General features: G+C 59.9%; 17 protein-coding genes. 15 read left to right on the top strand and 2 right to left on the bottom strand.

Annotated features, from left to right (window positions below):
- The first annotated feature begins 65 nt into the window (after positions 1–65).
- The 11 genes from DXX99_RS02680 (at position 66) to uppP (ending at position 13,951) form a co-directional block, all read left to right on the top strand.
- Positions 66–908 (top strand): IclR family transcriptional regulator, encoded by an 843-nt coding sequence (locus tag DXX99_RS02680; RefSeq protein WP_115791975.1) that lies wholly within the window; start codon positions 66–68, stop codon positions 906–908.
- A gap of 3 nt (positions 909–911) precedes the next feature.
- Positions 912–2,615, top strand: a complete 1,704-nt coding sequence (locus DXX99_RS02675) for an AMP-binding protein (RefSeq protein ID WP_115791974.1) — start codon at positions 912–914, stop codon at positions 2,613–2,615.
- Positions 2,597–3,514 carry an NAD(P)/FAD-dependent oxidoreductase gene (locus DXX99_RS02670; RefSeq protein ID WP_115791973.1) on the top strand — a complete coding sequence of 306 codons (918 nt, stop codon included), beginning with the start codon at positions 2,597–2,599 and terminating at the stop codon, positions 3,512–3,514. Before DXX99_RS02675 ends, DXX99_RS02670 begins: the two co-directional genes overlap by 19 nt.
- A 205-nt stretch (positions 3,515–3,719) precedes the next feature.
- Positions 3,720–5,690: an acetate--CoA ligase gene (gene acs, locus DXX99_RS02665; RefSeq protein WP_115791972.1), complete on the top strand. Its 1,971-nt coding sequence runs from the start codon at positions 3,720–3,722 to the stop codon at positions 5,688–5,690.
- A 194-nt stretch (positions 5,691–5,884) separates the two neighbouring features.
- Positions 5,885–6,187 carry a DUF485 domain-containing protein gene (locus DXX99_RS02660; RefSeq protein WP_115791971.1) on the top strand — a complete coding sequence of 101 codons (303 nt, stop codon included), beginning with the start codon at positions 5,885–5,887 and terminating at the stop codon, positions 6,185–6,187.
- Positions 6,188–6,203: 16 nt separating this feature from the next.
- Positions 6,204–7,745 (top strand): solute symporter family protein, encoded by a 1,542-nt coding sequence (locus DXX99_RS02655; protein ID WP_115791970.1) that lies wholly within the window; start codon positions 6,204–6,206, stop codon positions 7,743–7,745.
- Positions 7,746–9,647: a DUF294 nucleotidyltransferase-like domain-containing protein gene (locus DXX99_RS02650; RefSeq protein ID WP_115791969.1), complete on the top strand. Its 1,902-nt coding sequence runs from the start codon at positions 7,746–7,748 to the stop codon at positions 9,645–9,647.
- A gap of 12 nt (positions 9,648–9,659) precedes the next feature.
- On the top strand, positions 9,660–10,364 hold the full coding sequence (locus DXX99_RS02645) for a 3'-5' exonuclease (RefSeq protein ID WP_115791968.1): 705 nt from the start codon (positions 9,660–9,662) through the stop codon (positions 10,362–10,364).
- 12 nt (positions 10,365–10,376) lie between these two features.
- A complete protein-coding gene (locus DXX99_RS02640) occupies positions 10,377–10,769 on the top strand; it encodes a thioesterase family protein (RefSeq protein WP_115791967.1) in 393 nt (130 codons plus the stop codon).
- 177 nt (positions 10,770–10,946) lie between these two features.
- On the top strand, positions 10,947–13,025 hold the full coding sequence (gene acs / locus DXX99_RS02635) for an acetate--CoA ligase (RefSeq protein ID WP_115791966.1): 2,079 nt from the start codon (positions 10,947–10,949) through the stop codon (positions 13,023–13,025).
- Between the two features lie 146 nt (positions 13,026–13,171).
- Positions 13,172–13,951, top strand: a complete 780-nt coding sequence (gene uppP, locus DXX99_RS02630) for an undecaprenyl-diphosphatase UppP (RefSeq protein ID WP_240610797.1) — start codon at positions 13,172–13,174, stop codon at positions 13,949–13,951.
- Positions 13,952–13,997: 46 nt separating this feature from the next.
- Here the strand turns inward: uppP and DXX99_RS02625 are convergent, their stop codons facing one another.
- Positions 13,998–14,459 carry a bifunctional nuclease family protein gene (locus DXX99_RS02625; RefSeq protein ID WP_115791964.1) on the bottom strand — a complete coding sequence of 154 codons (462 nt, stop codon included), beginning with the start codon at positions 14,457–14,459 and terminating at the stop codon, positions 13,998–14,000.
- 287 nt (positions 14,460–14,746) lie between these two features.
- Here DXX99_RS02625 and DXX99_RS02620 point away from each other — a divergent pair, with 287 nt between their 5' ends.
- Positions 14,747–14,998, top strand: coding sequence for a hypothetical protein (locus tag DXX99_RS02620; protein ID WP_240610787.1), 252 nt, complete (start codon positions 14,747–14,749; stop codon positions 14,996–14,998).
- Positions 14,999–15,103: 105 nt separating this feature from the next.
- On the top strand, positions 15,104–15,796 hold the full coding sequence (locus tag DXX99_RS02615; protein ID WP_165847673.1) for a YdcF family protein: 693 nt from the start codon (positions 15,104–15,106) through the stop codon (positions 15,794–15,796).
- Here DXX99_RS02615 and DXX99_RS02610 read toward each other — a convergent pair.
- A complete protein-coding gene (locus tag DXX99_RS02610; RefSeq protein ID WP_115791962.1) occupies positions 15,690–16,373 on the bottom strand; it encodes a CPBP family intramembrane glutamic endopeptidase in 684 nt (227 codons plus the stop codon). The genes DXX99_RS02615 and DXX99_RS02610 overlap by 107 nt on opposite strands.
- A 303-nt stretch (positions 16,374–16,676) precedes the next feature.
- Between DXX99_RS02610 and DXX99_RS02605 the strand changes: the two genes are divergently transcribed.
- The gene (locus tag DXX99_RS02605; RefSeq protein WP_240610796.1) at positions 16,677–17,267 is read left to right on the top strand and encodes an RNA polymerase sigma factor; all 591 of its coding nucleotides are present in this window, start codon (positions 16,677–16,679) and stop codon (positions 17,265–17,267) included.
- Positions 17,239–18,114 (top strand): hypothetical protein, encoded by an 876-nt coding sequence (locus tag DXX99_RS02600; protein ID WP_134642941.1) that lies wholly within the window; start codon positions 17,239–17,241, stop codon positions 18,112–18,114. Before DXX99_RS02605 ends, DXX99_RS02600 begins: the two co-directional genes overlap by 29 nt.
- The last annotated feature ends 4 nt before the right edge of the window (positions 18,115–18,118 follow it).

Below are 18,118 nucleotides of genomic sequence, written 5' to 3'. Positions count from 1 at the left end.
CCTGTTCTCCGGTAGCCGGTAGTGCTATAATTCTCGTTAAAAAGGAGCAAGGGAGTGGCTCCCGCGTGAAGGCAAAGAAGAAACGGGAAAAAGAGTACGCTGTGCATTCGGTGGAGCGCGCCCTGGCCATCCTGGAAGCCTTGGGCACCAATCCCGGAGGATTGGGGGTTACCCGCCTGGGCAAAGAGCTGGGGCTGCATAAAAGCACGGTCCACCGCCTGCTTGCCACCTTGGTGCGCTATGGTTTCGTAGAGCAAGACGAAAGTACCGAGTGCTACCGGTTGGGCATGCGTTTCGTCTCTTTAGGGCTTAACTACCTGCACCAACTCGACTTTCGCCGCGAGGTCTTCCCCTACCTCAAGGAGTTGGCGGAACTCACGGGGGAGACCACCCAAATGGGGGTGCTGGAGGGAGACGAAGTCTTCTTCCTGGAAAGGTGCCAGTCGTCGGAGGCCATCACAGTTAACCTGGGCCTTAAAGCTCCGGCCTACTGCTCGGCGGAAGGCAAAGTGCTCTTGGCCTATCTGTCACCGGAGCGGTTAAGGGAGTATCTCAGGCGGCAAGAGCTGAAACCCTATACCATCAACACTTTAAGCAACCCCGAGCAATTGCTCCTACACCTGGAGAAAATAAAGGCTCAGGGGTACGCGGTGAGCGCCGAGGAACTGGCGGACGGCCTGCGAGGAGTGGCGGCTCCCATATTCGACGTCAAGGGACGGGTGGTGGCAGCCATCGGGATAGCGGGTCCGGCCAGCCGTTTGACTCTGGAGCGAATCAACCGACTGGTTAACATCCTCAGAGAAACTTGCTACGTGATCTCACTACGCCTAGGATACCGGCCCACCAAGCAGCAGGAAGAAGCGCTTTCTACCTCCCTCAAGGACGCTGCGCTCCGAAGCGGGGGATAAATAATGCTTCGACCTAACCTGGAGGATTACGAGGAGGCCTACCGTACTTTTACCTGGGAACAGGCGGAGGAGGAGCTGGGGGTAAAGAACTCCTCCCGTGTCAACTTGGCCGCCCTGGCCGTGGACCAGCACTGTCAGGGGGGAAAGGGGGATAAGATAGCCCTCCGTTTTTGGGACGGGGTGAAGGAGCGCTCTTTTACCTACGCGGAGCTTAAGAGCCTCTCCGATCGCTTCGCCCTGGTCTTAGAGAGATTGGGGGTAAAGCCGGGTGACAGAGTGGCCCTCTTCGGCCCTCCCGCTCCCGAGCTTTATGCTAGTTTCCTGGGCATTATCAAGCGCGGGGCCATAGCCGTTCCTTTATTCGAAGGGTATATGCCGGAGGCGCTCGCTGAGTTTCTGCGGGAGGCAGAAGCCAAAGTACTGGTGACCTCCGCTCCCGGACGCCTCAAGTTTGATTGGCGCTCGGTTCCTGGACTCGAGCACGTTCTGGTGGTGGGCCTGGTAGAAGCGCGGGAAGCTGGAAGAGTCATAAGTTGGTACCGGGCGGTGGGAGAAGCGGTAGGCGAGCCGAAGGTAGTGGCTTTGCCCAAGGAAGCTCCTTTCGTTCTCCTCTTCACCTCCGGCTCCACGGGGAAGCCTAAGGGAATACTGCTCCCCCACCGCGCGGCAGTACAGTACTACCAAACGGGGAAGTGGGTGCTCGACCTCAAGGAAAACGATGTTTACTGGTGCACGGCTGAGCTCAGCTGGGTCACCGGGGTGGCCTACGGAGCGCTGGCCCCTTGGCTTAACCGCGTTACTGCTGTCGTGTACGGTGGCGAACCCAAGCCGGAGAGCTTTTACGAGACCTTCCGGCGCTTCGGCGTGACGGTCTGGTACACCACTCCCATGATCTTGAGGACTTTGATGGCGGCGGAGAAAACTCTGCCGCCAGTGGGCCACCGCTTGCGTCATATCCTCACCGTCGGCGAGGCTTTAAACCCGGCGCTCGTCCGCTGGAGCCGCACGGTTTTCGGCGTGGAAGTTTACGACACCTGGTTCATGACCGAGACGGGAGGACACATGATAGCTAATTTCCGCTGTCTGCCGGTCAAGGCAGGTTCGATGGGGAAGCCCGTGCCCGGAGTGAGGGTAGCGGTGCTGGATCCCCAGGGGAAGGAACTCGGCCCTTACGAAATCGGGCAGCTGGCCTTGCTTCCTCCCTGGCCGGCCATGTTTCAGGGGGTATGGCGCGACGGAGCCAGGTACCAGGAATATTTCCGCCTTACACCCTGGTACCTCACCGGCGACCTAGTGTACCGCGACAAAGAGGGTTACTACTGGTATCAAGGGAGAGTGGACGATCTTATCAAGGTAGGGGAGAGGCGTGTGGGACCCTGCGAGATAGAAAGCAAGCTTCTGGAGCATCCGGCGGTGCTGGAGGCGGGGGTCATCGGGAAGCCCGACTTCTGGCGAGGGGAGATCGTCAAGGCCTTTATCGTGCTGCGTCCGGGCTACCAATGGAGCGCCAAGTTGCAGGCGGAGCTTACCCGGTTCATCCGCACCCGCCTGGCGGATCATCTGGTTCCGCGGGAGTTCGAGGTCTTGCCTCAGCTCCCCCGGACGCCCAACGGCAAGCTTCTACGCAGGGTGCTTAAGGCGTGGGACATGGGGTTTCCTTGTGACGATGGAACTGGGAGGGGAGAAGCTTGGAGGAGCGGTCGATAGTCATAGTAGGGGGAGGCCCAGCAGGACTCACGGCGGGGATCTACGCTGCGCGGGTCGGCCTTCGTCCCTTGCTCATCGAGCGGGGGGCCCTGGGGGGTAAAGTACGTTTCACTGAACGCCTAGAAAATTTCCCTGGTTTCTCCATGGGAGTAGAGGGGCACAGGCTCATCGCGGAGATGGAGGGGCAGGCTCGCCGCTTCGGCGTAGAGTTCACTACCGCCGACATCTTTGAGGTGAAGCCGATAGACGAGCACTTAGAGGTGGTCGGCAACGGGCTCAGGATCCGGGCGGAAGCGGTGATTGTTGCTACCGGGACCGGCCCTCGCCCTTTAGGGGTCCCCGGAGAAGAGCGCCTGCGGGGGAAAGGGGTTTCCTACTGTGCCCTGAGTGATGCTTCTCTTTTCCGTCACCGCGAGGTGGCGGTAGTGGGGGGAGGGGACTCGGCGGTAAAGGAGGCTTTGTTCTTGGCCCGTTACGCTGACCGGGTCTATGTCATCCACCGCCGCGATACCCTAAGGGCGGCTCAGGTGTTGCAGGAGGCGGCCATGGCCGAGCCCAAGATAACTTTCGTATGGGATTCGGTGGTTACCGAAGTTCTGGGTTCCGACTGGGTGGAAGGGGTGAAGGTGAAGAACCTGAAGACGGGGGAAGAGGACTGCCTGGAGGTTTCCGGGCTGGTGGTCTTTATCGGCAACCAGCCCAATTCCGGTCTGGTCGGCCAAATAGTTGAACTCGACCCCCATGGCTTTATCCTCACCAACGAGGAGATGCGCACTTCTCACCCCCGCATCCTGGCCGCGGGCGATGTGCGCCGCAAGCGCCTGCGGGATGCGGTTACAGCGGTGGCCGACGGCGCCCTGGCGGCTACGGTGGCCCACGGGATCATTCGCCACCGCTAGAGCTACCGTCCTTTTGGCCGCAGGGGACGGTAATTTTAGGTACTCAGGTTGTTTCGCTATACGAAACAATCTTTCCGCCATTCGGTACAGGAAACCGACCGCTGAAAGGGGAAAAACGACTGAGCAGCGGCAAATCCTATCTTTCTCTCCTCCCGCTCTTCTACAATGGTCCTGTATCCAAGATGCGGTTGGGAGGAGAGAAAGTATGGCCAGGCAGAGTGAGGCGGTTCTGCCGGAGGAACAGATCTTCTATCCTTCGGAGAGGTTTACCCGGCAGGCTAACGTCAAGAGCCGGGAAATATACGCCAAAGCACAAGCCAGTCCCGAACTTTTCTGGGCCTTGCAGGCCGAGCGCCTGGACTGGTTCAGAAAATGGGATAAGGTGCTAGAGTGGAATCCCCCCTTTGCTCGCTGGTTCGTCAACGCCAAGCTCAACGCCTGCTACAACTGTGTGGACAGGCACCTCAAGACCTGGCGGCGCAACAAGGCGGCCCTGATTTTCGAAGGGGAGCCGGGGGATGCGCGGGTACTAACCTACTGGGATCTCTACCGGGAAGTGGGGCGGCTGGCTTCGGCGCTCAAGAAGCTGGGGGTGGGGAAAGGGGACCGGGTAGCAATCTACCTTCCTATGATTCCCGAGCTCCCCATTGCTATGCTGGCCTGTGCCCGCATAGGAGCTCCCCACCTTGTGGTCTTCGGGGGCTTCAGCGCTGAGGCTCTGCGCGACCGGATAAACGACGCCGGAGCTAAGGTCCTTATCACCGCCGACGGCGGCTGGCGTCGAGGGAAAGTGGTACCTCTACTCCGAAACGCCAGGATGGCTCTGGAAGGGGCTCCTTCGGTGGAGAGAGTCGTGGTAGTGAAGCGGATAGGACAGGAGCTAGAACTCGATCCTCGGAAGGAGTGCTGGTATCACGAACTGGTGGCAGAGGAGTCTCCCTGTCCGCCGGAAGAGGTCGATAGCGAAGACATGCTCTTTATCCTTTACACCAGCGGCACCACGGGGAAGCCCAAGGGCGTAGTCCACACTACGGGCGGCTACTTGGTGGGAGTCACCACCACTCTACACATGACTTTCGACCTCAAAGAAGAGGACGTCTACTGGTGCACGGCAGACTGCGGCTGGATCACTGGTCACAGCTATTTGGTCTACGGCCCCCTGGCCAACGGGGCCACGGTGGTCCTTTACGAGGGAGCTCCCGACTGGCCCCGGCCCGACCGCTTCTGGCAGATCATCGACCGGTACGGGGTCACCATTTTCTACACGGCCCCCACGGCCATAAGGGCCTTCATGCGCTGGGGGGAGCAGTGGCTGGACGGCTATGATCTTTCCAGCCTGCGCCTTCTGGGCACCGTAGGCGAACCCATCAACCCGGAAGCCTGGCTCTGGTTTTATCAGTACGTGGGCCGGGGCAGGTGCCCCGTAGTCGACACCTGGTGGCAGACGGAAACGGGTATGCATATCATCGCTGCCCTGCCCGGCATCACCCCCCTCAAGCCGGGCTCGGCCACCGTGCCCCTACCCGGGCTCAAGGTGGACGTGGTGGATAAGGAGGGGAATCCTTTGCCGCCGGGGAAGGAGGGGCTTTTAGTAATTAGGGAGCCCTGGCCGGCGATGATGCGCACGGTTTACGGGGATGAGGAACGCTACGTCAAGGAGTACTGGGGCAGGTTTCCGGGCAAGTGGTACTACTTCTCCGGCGACGGGGCACGCAAGGACAGCCACCACTACTTCTGGATCCTGGGGCGGGTGGACGACGTCATCAACGTGGCGGGGCACCGGCTGAGCACCATGGAACTGGAAAGCGCTCTGGTGGAGCACCCGGCGGTGGCGGAAGCGGCAGCGATCGGCAAGACGCACGAGATAAAGGGTCAGGCGGTAGTGGCCTTCGTCACCCTGAAAGACGAGGTATTTGCCGAAATAAAGAGGGGGAAGCGGAGCTGGCAGGCTATGGAAGAGGAGCTCAAAGCCCACGTGACGGCCAAGATAGGTGCCATCGCTCGTCCCGACGCCGTTTACTTCACGGCGGAATTACCCAAAACCCGTAGCGGCAAGATCATGCGGCGGCTTTTGCGGGCCATAGCGGAGGGCAAGGTCTTAGGGGACCTCTCCACCTTGGCCAACCCGGAGGTCATCGCCGAGCTTAAGCGTCGCTACGGGGACCAAGAGGTTTAAAACGACCCCCGAACGGTAATCCGGCGGTACCGAGTTTCACTCAGGCTAACAGACCCCACCTCTCTCGACAGGTGGGGTCTTCTTTTTTGCCTTTAGGAGTCGCTTGCTTAGCCGCTATTTCAGCCTCCCGATAAAATCAGAACAGCGTTCCGGAAAAAGTCTGGTAATTCTTCGGAGGAAGGAGGTGTCCGGTAGTGAAAAAGGGGAAGGAAGAGGTGGTAAACTCGCCGTCCTTTCGCCGCCTGCTTTCCCTGCGCTGGACCGTGGCCACCGTGCTCCTGCTGGTGGTGATGGTGGTTTACTACACTTTCGTGGCCTTGGCCGGAGGTCCGCGCCAGCTCTTGAGCCCGGTGGTAGATAAGCTGCCCTCGCTGTGGTTCTGGCTGGGAGTGGCGGTCATAATCATAGGGCTTGCGGCCACGGCCATCTATGTTTTCTGGGCCAACCTGGTCTACGACCCCATGGCAGAAAAGCTGGCCAAGGAAGTGGAAGAGTGAAGGGGGGATTTGACAGATGCCGGTTACTTCTCTGGGGCAACCCACGGCTTCGGGTATATTCTTCTTCCTGCTTTTCGTAGCCATCTCTTTGCTTATCACCTACTGGGCTTCGCGGCGCACGCGGACAGCGGTGGACTACTACGCGGCAGCTCGGAGCATTTCGGCGGCCCAAAACGGCCTGGCTCTGGCGGGCGACTATCTAAGCGCCGCTTCCTTCCTGGGGATTGCCGGCCTAGTAGCCCTTAAGGGGATAGACGGGATGATCTACGCCATAGGCTTCTTGGTAGGATGGCCTGTGCTCCTTTACCTGGTGGCCGAACCACTGCGTAACCTGGGCAAGTTCACCTTCGCCGACGTGCTGGCCTACCGCCTGCAGAACCGTCCCATTCGCATAGCCGCTGGCATCGGGGCCATCCTCACGGTACTGGCCTACACTACCGCCCAGATGGTCGGTGCCGGAAACTTGATAAAGCTAATGTTCGGCATCCCTTACGAGGTGTCCATCTTCATCGTTGGTATCGTAATGCTCATCTACGTTCTCTTCGGTGGCATGATCGCCACCACCTGGGTGCAGATCGTCAAGGCGGTGCTGCTCCTTATAGGAGTGACCTTGCTGGTTATCCTGGGTATGTCGAAGTTCGATTTCAGCGTGACCAAACTGATGGCCGAGATCGGCACCAAGTACGGGAAGAGCATGCTGGAGCCAGGACCGGTGAACACCAACATCTGGGAGGCCATCTCTCTGGGTGTGGGTCTGATGTTTGGCCCCCTGGGCCTGCCCCACATCCTGATGCGCTTCTACACGGTGCCCAACGCCAAGGAGGCGCGCAAGTCCCTTCTGTGGGCCACCTGGTGGATCGCCTACTTTTACTGCCTCATCCCCCTGGGCGGCTTGCTGGCGGCAGCCCTGGTGGGCAAGCAAATCATCACTCAGGTTGATAAGGGGGGGAATATGGCTGCTCCCTTGCTGGCTGAGCTCTTGGGCGGCACTCCCTTCCTGGGCTTTCTAGCCGCGGTAGCCTTCGCTACCATCTTGGCGGTGGTGGCAGGGCTCACGCTAGCTGGGGCTTCGGCCCTCTCGCACGACATCTACGTCAACGTGGTCAAGGGCGGCCGGGCTACGGAAGCCGAACAGGTCAGGGTGGCTCGCGTGGCTACCCTGATCATGGGGCTGGTGGCCATTTTCTTAGGCATTGTCTTCAAAGGGCAGAACGTGGCTTTCATGGTAGGTTTGGCCTTTGCCATCGCCTGCAGCGCCAACTTCCCGGCGCTTTTCCTCTCCATCGTATGGCGGCGGCTCAGCACAGTAGGGGCTACGGCGGCCATTGTGGTGGGGGCTCTGACGGCGGCTACCCTGATTTTCCTGAGCCCCACCGTCTGGGTGGATGTGCTGAAACACAGCGCTCCCATCTTTCCCTTGAAGAATCCGGCTCTGGTTTCCATGCCCATAGGGTTTGTCGTGGCCATCCTGGGCTCGTTCCTCTGCCCGGATAAGGAAGCTCAGGCCAAGTTTGAAGCTCAGAAGGTGCGCTCTTATCTGGCGGTGGGGGCCGAGTAAATGGGGTGCGCTCGCGAAGAGCTTTGCCGCGAGCTTCCTCCCTTCTCGGTCCTTTCCGAGAAGGGGTGGGAGAGGTGCAAGAAAGAGCTGCGCTATGAAGTCTATCCCCCGGGAAGCTACATCTTTCGGTGGGGGGAGCCTTCCCGGGGCTTCCTCTTTTTCGTGGTGGCCGGGCTGGTGGAGTTAGTGGTGCCTACGGCAGAAGGGAAGGAGCAGGTGGTGAGCTTGCGCTCCCCGGCCGAGTTTTTCGGCGAGACCGTTTTCTTCACCGACGGGACCTACCCTGCTTCCAGCCGGGCTGCGGAGGAGACCACCTGCTGTCTGCTCTCCCGGGGGCTCTGCGAGAGCCTCATGCGCGAGGAGCCGGCTTTCGCCCTCTCTCTTTCTGCTTTGCTGGCCGACCGGATAAGGCAGCTGTGGGCGGAGGTTATAAGGGAGCGCTACGCCAGCCGGGTGGAGGAGCGGCCTTTGCGCCGCCGCCTTTACGAGATCATGAGCACGCCTGTCCACACCTGTACTCCCGAGTGCACCTTGAGCACGGTGGCCGACAAGCTCACCCGCTACGGGATAAGCTCGGTGGTGGTGGTCGATCCTGCCGGACGCCCACTGGGTCTGGTCACGGAAAAGGAGCTGGTTAAAGCCATGACCACCCCGAAGTTCAGCCCGGACAGCGTCACCGTGCGGGAAGTGATGCGACAGGATCTGCTGGTTCTTTCTCCTGGAACACTCACTCGGGAGGCTTTGCTGGGTATGGTGCAGCGGCAGGCCAAGCATGTGGTCGTGGCGGAGAAAGACCGGGTTTGCGGGGTCGTCACCCTTTCCGATCTTTTGCGCAGCCAGAACCTGGACGCGGTGAGCGCCGTAGCCCAGATAGAGCGGGCCTCCACTCCCAAAGCTTTGCAGGAAGTAATGCCGCAGATAGAGAGGGTACTGGTGGGGCTGGTGCAAGGCCGGGCTACGGCGGCGGAAATCGGGCCGCTGGTGGCAGAGCTCTACGACCGCCTGACCGCTCGCCTTCTTTCCTTTGCGGAAGCGGAGTTGCAGCGGGAGGGATGGGGGAAGCCGCCGGCCAGCTACTGCTGGCTCACCATGGGGAGCGGGGGAAGGAGGGAACAGCTTTATCCCACCGATCAGGACAACGCCCTGATTTACGCCGACCCCCCTTCTGGAGAGGAGGAACGCTTTCAGTCCTACTTCCTGGCCTTAGGGAGAAAAGTGACGGAGTATCTGGCGGAGCTGGGTTTCTCCTTCTGCCCCGGGGAGGTCATGGCCAGTAATCCCCTGTGGTGCCGCTCTTTGAAGGAATGGCGGGAAAACTTGTGGGACTGGCTGCGGCATCCCACAGGGGACTGGGTACGCAAGATGACTATCTTCTTTGACTTCCGCCCGGTCTATGGCCGCTTCGAGCTAGCTGCTGCCTTAAGGGAAGCGGTTTTTAAGGGCCTGGAAGCGCAACCGGGGGTGCTGGTGCTCTTGGCTCAGGACGCGCTTAACAAACGCTTACCCCTGGGCCCCTTCCGGCAGGTGGTCACCGAGAGGGCGGGCCCGCACAAACACGAGCTCGATCTCAAGCGCGGGGTGCTCATTCACTTCGTGGACTGTGTCCGTCTTTTTGCCTTACGGGAAAAAATCGAGGAGACCTCTACCTTCGCCCGACTGGAGGCTTTGGCGGAGCGGGGGGTTTTCTCGGCGGAGGACGCCGAAGAGTTCCGGCGGGCCTACGACGCGGTCCTGACTCTGAGGCTCAGGCTCTATTTAGAAAGGCGAGCGCAAGGTAAGGCCTTTTCTAACTACGTGAATCCCCGTCATTTGAGCCCCCGGGATCAGAGTGCCTTGCGCCAGGCACTAATTTCGGCAGCGCGCCTGCACTTCCTCACGGGCAAGGCTTTCAGGGTGGGTTAGGAGGGGACGGTTATGGCTTACGGTTACTTGCGGCGAACATTGGTCATGGCCTGGCGTTTGAACGCCCGGTCCCCGCGACCCTCGGCTCTGCGGGAGTTGGTGGAAAGGATCAACCGGAGGCGCGAGCTGGACCTGCCCCTGGAAGAGGTAGAGATGGTGGCCTTCGACCTGGAGACCACTGGGCTTAAGCCCGGTGCGGGAGATGAGATCATTGCTTTGGGGGCGGTGCGTCTGCGCGGCAACGAGCTTCTTTACCCGGCTTTCGATCAACTGGTGCGGCCGGGGCGCCGGGTGCCGCCGCTGGTAGAAGAGCTGACCGGAATAAGCTCCGAGCTACTCAGGTATGCTCCTCCCCTCGGTGCCGTTCTTCCCCTCTTTCTAACCTACCTTTCCCGCGGCTTTCCTCTGGGCTTCAACGTGGCTTTCGACCTGGCCTTTCTGAATCAGGCCCTTAAGCCCCACGGGAGGCTCAGCGAGCAGGCCTTTTTGGACGTGTGGACTGTAGCCCGGGCTTTGGATGCCCGGTGGGAGCACGCCACGATGGACGAGATAGCCCGTTATCTCGAGGTTGACCTGAAGGGGCGGCACACGGCTTTAGGGGATGCTCTGATCCACGCCCACATGTGGCTCAAGCTTCGGGAGCGGCTTAAAGAAAAAGGGGTGCGCACTTTGCGCGACCTCCGTAGTTTTCTCTGGTTAAAACTCCGGCATTGCTAGGGGGGAGAAAAATTGGGTTTGTCGGTGGGCTTACGGGGCACAGCCACTTGGATGGTAAAGGAGGAGGATACGGCTATCGTTCAGGGGAGCGGCACTGTGCCCGTGCTGGCCACCCCCCGCCTTCTAGCCCTCATGGAGGCGGCAGCGGTAGCGGCAGTGGCCGGGGCTCTGCCGCCCGAGGCCACCACCGTCGGCGTTAAGGCGGAAATCGAGCATTTGGCCCCTACACCGGTGGGCATGGAGGTCACGGCGGTGGCCGAGCTGGTGGAGGTGGAGGGGAGAAGGCTGGTCTTCCGGGTGGAGGCCCGGGACCAGGTAGAGGTTATAGGCAGGGGAAGACATGAACGCGTCTTGGTGGACGTGGCCAAGTTTCTGGCCAAGGCCCAATCTAAGCGCTCCGGTTGAGGCGGGTTCTGCTTCATGAAACAGTAGTTTCGTTTTTTAACCGGTCGGGGAGAAGAAATGACCGCTCCCCTCGCCTATTCGACCGTTAACTGCGCTTTGCTTGGCCTTGTTCCTGTGGGGACTTAAGATTAGAGGCAAGGATTTATAGGGTGAAACGGAGGAGGGGGTAAAGTAGCCATGGCTCAGGAGGCGGCGCGGCCGCTGGAAGCGGGCGCTCAGGAGAAGATCTATGAGGAATTCGACCACCGCATCGTGCCTCCCAGTTGGCAGGACAGGGTCTGGAGTGCGGAGGAATACAAGCGCTTTCATGCCGAAACCGTTAAGGATAAAGCGGCCATAGAAGCTTTTTGGGCAGAGTGGGCCGAGAAACTTCCCTGGTTCAAAAAGTGGGACAAGGTGCTGGATGATAGCAATCCTCCCTTCTACCGCTGGTTTGTAGGGGGAGAGACCAACCTGGCTTATTTGGCCGTTGACTGGCAGATCAAGCAAGGCAGGAAGCACAAGGTGGCCTTCATCTGGGAAGGGGAGCCCTGGGATGAGGTAAAGCGCGAGCCCAAAGAGGTAAGGAAGATCACCTACCACGACCTTTACCGGGAGTCGAACCGCTTGGCCTTTGCTTTAAGGGAAAAGCTCCGGGTGCGCAAGGGAGAGGTTATCACCCTCTACCTCCCCATGATTCCGGAAATGGTTTATTACATGCTGGCAGTGCAGCGCCTGGGAGCGGCTCATAGCATTGTCTTTTCCGGTTTCAGCGCCCAGGCCCTGGCCCAGCGGGTTCTGGATGCCGGTTCGCGTATCATAGTCACTGCCGACGGCCTTTACCGCCGGGGTCGGGTCATACCCTTGAAACCCATGGTGGACGAGGCGGTGCGCATTTGTGCCGAGAAAGGGCACAAGGTGGAGCACGTCATCGTGGTGAGGCGCGTGGGGCTGGAGAACCTGGCCTGGGAAGAGGAGCGCGATCTGTGGCACCACCGCTTCGTGAGAGGCATCAGCCGCAACGTGCAGGTAGAGCCGGTGCCTTGCAGCTCGGAGGACTTTAGCTTTATCCTCTACACCTCCGGGACCACGGGTACGCCTAAAGGGGTCCAGCACTCGGTAGGGGGCTACGCCGTAGGTGTCTACGCCTCCGCCAAGCTCATTTTCGACCTCAACGACGAGGACGTTTACTGGTGCACGGCAGACGTGGGCTGGATCACCGGGCATAGCTACGTAATTTACGGTCCTCTGATGCTGGGGGTTACTTCCGTGATCTACGAAGGGGCTCCCGACTATCCGGCCCCTGACCGCTGGTGGAGCATCATTCACCGGCACGGGGTGACGGTTTTCTACACCGCTCCCACGGCGGTGCGCATGCTCATGAAGTTCCCCGAAGAGTTTGTGCACCGCTACGATCTTTCCACCCTGCGCATCGTCAACACGGTGGGCGAGCCTATCAACCCCGAAGCTTTCAACTGGTACTTCCGCAACCTGGGTAAGGAGGACATCGTGGCCTCCAGTTGCTGGTGGATGACTGAGACCGGCCAGATGATCCTGGCCCACACCCCGGGTCTGGGGAAGATTTACCCCCTCAAGCCCGGAACCAACGGCTTCCCCATCCCTGGTGTCGACGTAGAAGTGGTAGACGATGAAGGTAAGCCCTGCCCGCCGGGGGTTCGCGGTCACCTGGTGGTTACCACCCCCTGGCCGGCTATGATGATGACGATCTACAAGGATCCGCAGCGCTACATTGATACTTACTGGAGCAGGTTCAAGGGCAAGTTCTGCACTTCCGACTTTGCCGTTAAAGACCCGGACGGCTACATCTGGGTGCTGGGGCGGGCCGACGACGTTTTGAAGATTGCGGGTCACCGCATCGGTACGGCAGAGGTGGAGTCGGCCATGGTGTTGCACCCGGCAGTGGCGGAAGCTGCCTGCGTGGGCCGTCCCGACCCGGTCAAGGGAGAGGTCCCGGTCATCTTCACCGTACTGCGCCACGGTTTCATGGGCGAGCCAGAGTTGGTGGACGAGATCAAGCAGCACCTGCGCAAAGTCATTGGTCCCATCGTAGCCACCGATGCGGTAATAGTCTTCGTGGATAACCTGCCCAAGACCCGTAGCGGCAAAATCATGCGTCGCATCCTGCGGGCGGTGATTCACGGCCAGCCGCTGGGCGACATCACCACTCTGGAGGACGGGGTGGCGGTGGAGGAAGCCACTAAGGCCTACCAGCAGATAAAAGCCGCCTTGCGTGAGACGGCGGCTACCGGTGAATAAAGCTCTGGAGCTCTAAGAGGACCCCGCATTGAGGCGGGGTCCTTAAATATTTTTTAAGCTCTTTCCAACAGGAAAGAGGGAGTCCAGCGTAGAATGGCACTAGTTAGTTTTCTCTGCGGGCAGAGGGGGAAGAGCGCTTGGGAATAGTGGAGGCTATCGTGCTAGGAGTGGTTCAGGGCCTGGGAGAGTTCCTTCCCATTTCCAGTTCGGCGCATCTAGTACTGGTTCCGTGGCTTTTTAGCTGGCCCGATCCGGGCCTTACGTTCGACGTGGCGCTGCACCTGGGGACGCTCATAGCGGTGGTCGCTTACTTCTGGCGGGATTGGCTGGAACTCATCCAGAAAGGATTTAGGCAGGCAAGTTCAAGGGAAGGCCGCCTCTTCTGGTACTTGGTTCTAGCCACCATTCCCGGAGGCTTGGCGGGCTTGGCACTGGAACACCAGGCAGAAACGGTCTTCCGGACCCCCTGGCTAGTGGGCCTCATGCTTATTCTCATGGGACTCTTACTTTATCTGGCGGATCACAAAGGACGGAAGCAGATTAACCTCTGGGGGATCAGATGGCAGGAGGCGCTGTTAATCGGCCTGGCTCAAGCTTTCGCCATCATCCCCGGCGTTTCTCGCTCAGGGGTCACCATAGCTGCGGCGCGTGCCTTGGGGATCAACCGGGAGGCGGCCACGCGCTTCTCTTTCTTACTCTCCACTCCCATCATCTTGGGGGCAGGTGTTCTGAAGCTTAAAGACTTGAGCCCTGGTGACCTCAATCTCTTCTTCTTTAGTGGCGTGGCGGCGGCAGCAATAACCGGCTTTGCCGCCATAGCTTTCCTCCTGCGCTTCGTAACCACACACAACTTTAATATCTTCGTCTGGTACAGATTTCTTTTAGGAGCCGGCGTAATCTTTATCTTCCTGCTGCGGTTGCACTAGAGTCAAATTTAAGGCGGCCTTAAAAGGCCGCCTTTTGGAGTTTATTTTAGTGAAGCTTCTTTTCTTCGGGAAGGCGGAGTATCCGGGCTTCTTCTGTCTCGGGGCTGTAAAGTTCTTCCGGGGTTAGGGTGTAATCGGCTACTTTTTCCGTTATGTATATGGGGGAGACTGTGCGAAGGGCCAGAGCTACGGCATCACTGGGGCGCGCGTCGATTATCGCTTCCCGGTCGTTTATCTTAAGGTGGAGCTCGGCGTAGTAAGTGCCATCGCGTACATCGGTTATCACCACGCTCTTGACCTCTGCCCCTAGCTGTTCGCAGACGGACTTCAGCAGGTCGTGGGTTAAAGGTCGGCCTATACTGGCCCCCTCCAAGGCCAAGGCGATAGAGTGGGCCTCGAAGGGACCGATCCAGATGGGCAGAAGCCTCTTGCCCGCCTCATCGGTCAGCAGCAGCACGGGATTCATGGCGATGTCGAAGGCTATCTCCTTCACCTTGACCGGGATCATCGGCCTTCACCTCCCGCACCCGTGAGTGTATTAAATCATATTCGACGGTTACCCTTACTTTTTCCTGCTGCTCTTGCTAGAATTCGGGGCTTTGACCTTGGGCTCCTGAAATTTGCTGAGCCTCTTTTTCAGGTCTGGTCAGGTACCAGGTGTTTTCCTGCCCGGATACCCCATGATACTATTTTGCTAAGTGGTCAACCTGGCGGATGAAGGCCATACGTTGCCGGAGGAGTCAAAGTTTGTGCCCTGGGGCGCTCCTCCAGCTCCAGGCTCTACAACCTGGTGGTATGCTGAAAACTGGCTGGGGAGAGTCCCGGGCCCGTAAAGACACAGAGGGAAACCTCAACCTCCGCTTCGTCTGGCTTAAAGGAGAACTCTACCTCCGGATATGTGTGGGAGAGAGGCAGTGGGTCTGGGCTAAGGTCGTAAGGCCGGTCAAAAGAGAAAACGACAAATGGATAGGCTTCATCTGGAGCCTGGCTACCTGGGCGGAGAAGACCGGTGAAAGGTTGGTGGAGATATGCCGGAGGGGCAGTTGATTAAAAAAATTCCAATCCCTGGTGGTGAACGACTTGGTCAAATACTGGCTTTTGCGCCCCGGTCGCCGGGCTTAAACCTCGCGGTGTAGAGGAGCGCTGGTTGAATTGTTGGGTAAGGACGCTACCAAATTCCGGGTGGCGGTCGTCCGGGTGGCTGCCGTCTTGGCCCTGCTTTTACTCTTGCTTCTGTCCCTGTTGGCCGGGCTTTATTGCTACACCGAGCGGTTCGGCCGTCTGGCGCAGCCCCAGCCTGCCGATGCCATTATCGTCTTGGGAGCCGCGGTCTGGCCCCAAGGTCCCAGCCCGGCTTTCCAGGAGCGCCTGCTTCTGGCCGCCGAGCTCTACCGTCAAGGTTACGCCCCGGTTATCATCGTCACCGGAGGAGTGGGGGAGTACAATCCCACGCCGGAGGGCGAAGCGGGTAAAAATTTTTTGCTGGCCCGCGGAATTCCGGCTTCGGCCCTCTACGCCGAGACCGCTTCCCGCAACACCAGGGAAAATTTGCTGGGAGCGCGCTCTATCATGCGGGCACACGGCTGGCGGCGGGCCATCATTGTCACCCATGACTTCCACCTGTGGCGGGCCCTGCGCGAGGCCGAGGCGATGGGGATAGAGGCCAGCGGTGCCGGGGTTAAAGAGACCGTGCTGGTGCGGCCGCCGCTGGTTTTGCGGGAAGCCCTTGCCAACCTGGTTAGCCTTTTAAGCGGCCTTCACCGGGCTGACTCTCTTCCTTCTCCGGCAGAGCGGCTCGGGCAAAAAGATCAGCTGGCACTTTTGGGAGCAGCCAGCCTTTCTTGAGGAGTTGAACCGCGAGCAGGTCGTAGAGAAAATGGGCGATGACCGCCGTCCAGAGGCTGCCGGTGTACCAGTAAAGCCAGCCCAGAGCTCCCCCTAGGATCAGCGCCATGCCCGCCAGGAGGGGACGGGCCAGGTAGCGGAGGTGGGCGCCGGTGAAGAGGGCCGCAGCTGCTCCTATTGCCACCGGCACCGAGCCCAGGCGCAGAAGGAGTAGGTTCTGCAACGCCGCTCGGAAAAGGGTCTCTTCGATTAAGGCGGTGAGGAGCAAGAGAAAGACAAGGTGCAGGCCGCTGAGCTCTGTCAAGGCTAAAACGGCCGGATCGAACCAGAACCTCTCCGGCAGTCGCCGGAGCAGAAGGAAATAGGTCGCGGCCACGAAGGCGATTAGTCCCGCGCCTCCCCCTATCCCGAAGGCCAGCACCTGCCCTGGCGGGCCCACGCGCGTCAGAGCTTCCCAGGGAAGGTGGTAGCGGGTGTGCACCCACCAGAAAGCGGCGAAGGCCAGCGCGCCCAACAGGGCCTGCCCCAGGTAGAGGGCCCACAGGGGCGGAAGAAGGTGACTTTTACCCTGTTCCATTAAAAGCTTCCTCACCCTTCACTTTTCTTTATTTAAACAGCGTTCTAAATAGCGCGGCCACTGATGCCAATCTTTTTTTCCAGCCGTCCTTCCTGGAGACTACGGGCGAAGAGGGGCGCGCCTCCAATTGGGCGAGCTCGTGCCCGGCACCGCTCTAGGCACTCGCTGAAGTGCGAGAAGCCATATCGCCTTCTTCTTCTCCAACCGGACGGGTTTTTCCGGTACCGAGATTTTGAACCTTTTCCCTCCACTGCTCCTCTTATTATGGTGGAAAGGGCTCCTTCCCGGAGAGGGGAAGTGGGAATGGAAATTGCTGCTTTGGTGCGGCGGGTCCAGCGGGGAGAACCGGGAGCCTTCGAGGAGCTGGTGGAGGAATGCGGCGACCGAGCCCTTAAGACCGCCTACCTCATCCTGGGACGCCGGGATCTGGCCGAGGACGCCGCGCAAGAAGCTCTGATTCGGTGCTATCTGAAAATCAAGGAACTGCGCGATCCGCAGGCTTTTCCCGTCTGGTTTTGCCGCCTGCTCACTCGCACCTGCTGGGAGCTGGCCCGAAAAAACCGGAGTAGTGCACCGGAGCTGCCTTCGATGCGGGAGCTCGCCACCGGGAGCGATCCGGTGGGAGAGGGGTTGGAGGCAGAAGAAGACAGGTGGCGGTTAAGGCAGGCACTAGCGAAGCTGGACCCTCGGATGCGGGCGGTGCTGGTCCTTCGTTACTTCAATGAACTCCCCCTAAGTGAAATAGCTGGGGTGCTGGGGATACCGGAGGGTACGGTGAAATCCCGCCTGCACTACGCTCTCCGCCGTCTGGCGGCGGAGTTGAATGGTACCGACCCGCTGCCGACGGGAAAGGGGAAAAAGCGAGGTGGCGTTTATGGATCAGAATCCTTTTGACCCGCTAGAAGAAAGGCTGCGCCGCTTGCTCCGGCGGGAGGCGGAGGAAGTGCGGCTGGGCCGGGAGCGGGCGGCAGAGATAGTAGTGGCGGCGTTGCAGAGACGGCGCCGGGCCCGCTGGAAAAAAGGGCTGGTCGCTGCTGCGGCAGCGTTCGTCTTGCTGTTCGGGGCGCTCCTGAGCATTTTCCCCCAGTTCCGGGCCTGGGCGGAAATGCATATCATGCACCCCATGCTGGCCTTCACCTACCGGTATGTCCGAGTCGAGGACTCGGGCATCGGTTATCTGGTCATGGAAAAGCGGGGGGAGTGGGGGAAAGCATCGGAAAGGGTGGAAAGCACGGATACGCTGCTTCACGACCTGGAGAGCGGGGGAGGGAAGATTCTCAAGAAGGAGCGCTGGCTGGAAACCCCCACCCCCGATAATCTGGCCCAGGCCGAAGCTCAGCTGGGGTTTCCGGTTCGCTCACCCACCCGCCTCCCTCCCGGCTGGAGTCTTCTTGCGCTCGACTGGGCCCGGAATGAGATTTCCGGCCGGGGACACGCGATGCTGACTTTTGGTCCCCGCTCGGGGGACCCCCAGCTCCGTCTGTTCATAACTAACTACTCTCCGCTCGCTGGCGAGCAGCGCCCCGAGGGCGAGGAAGTGCAGAAAACCGAGGTGAATGGGAAAGTGGCTTACCTGGTTCGGGTGCCACGGAGCAGGGTGGGGGCGGACGGCAAGGTAGTGCCGGTTCCGCCGATGAACGTGCTGGAATGGGAGTTCGGAGGAGTCTTTTTCACCCTTATCGATCTCGAGGGTGCTTTCTCCCCAGAGGAACTCAGGGAAATCGCCGCCTCGGTGAAGTAAGAGT

Source organism: Ammonifex thiophilus (assembly GCF_003368535.1).
GTDB lineage: Bacteria > Bacillota > Desulfotomaculia > Desulfotomaculales > Ammonificaceae > Ammonifex > Ammonifex thiophilus.
This window is presented reverse-complemented; position numbering and strand designations above follow the sequence as displayed.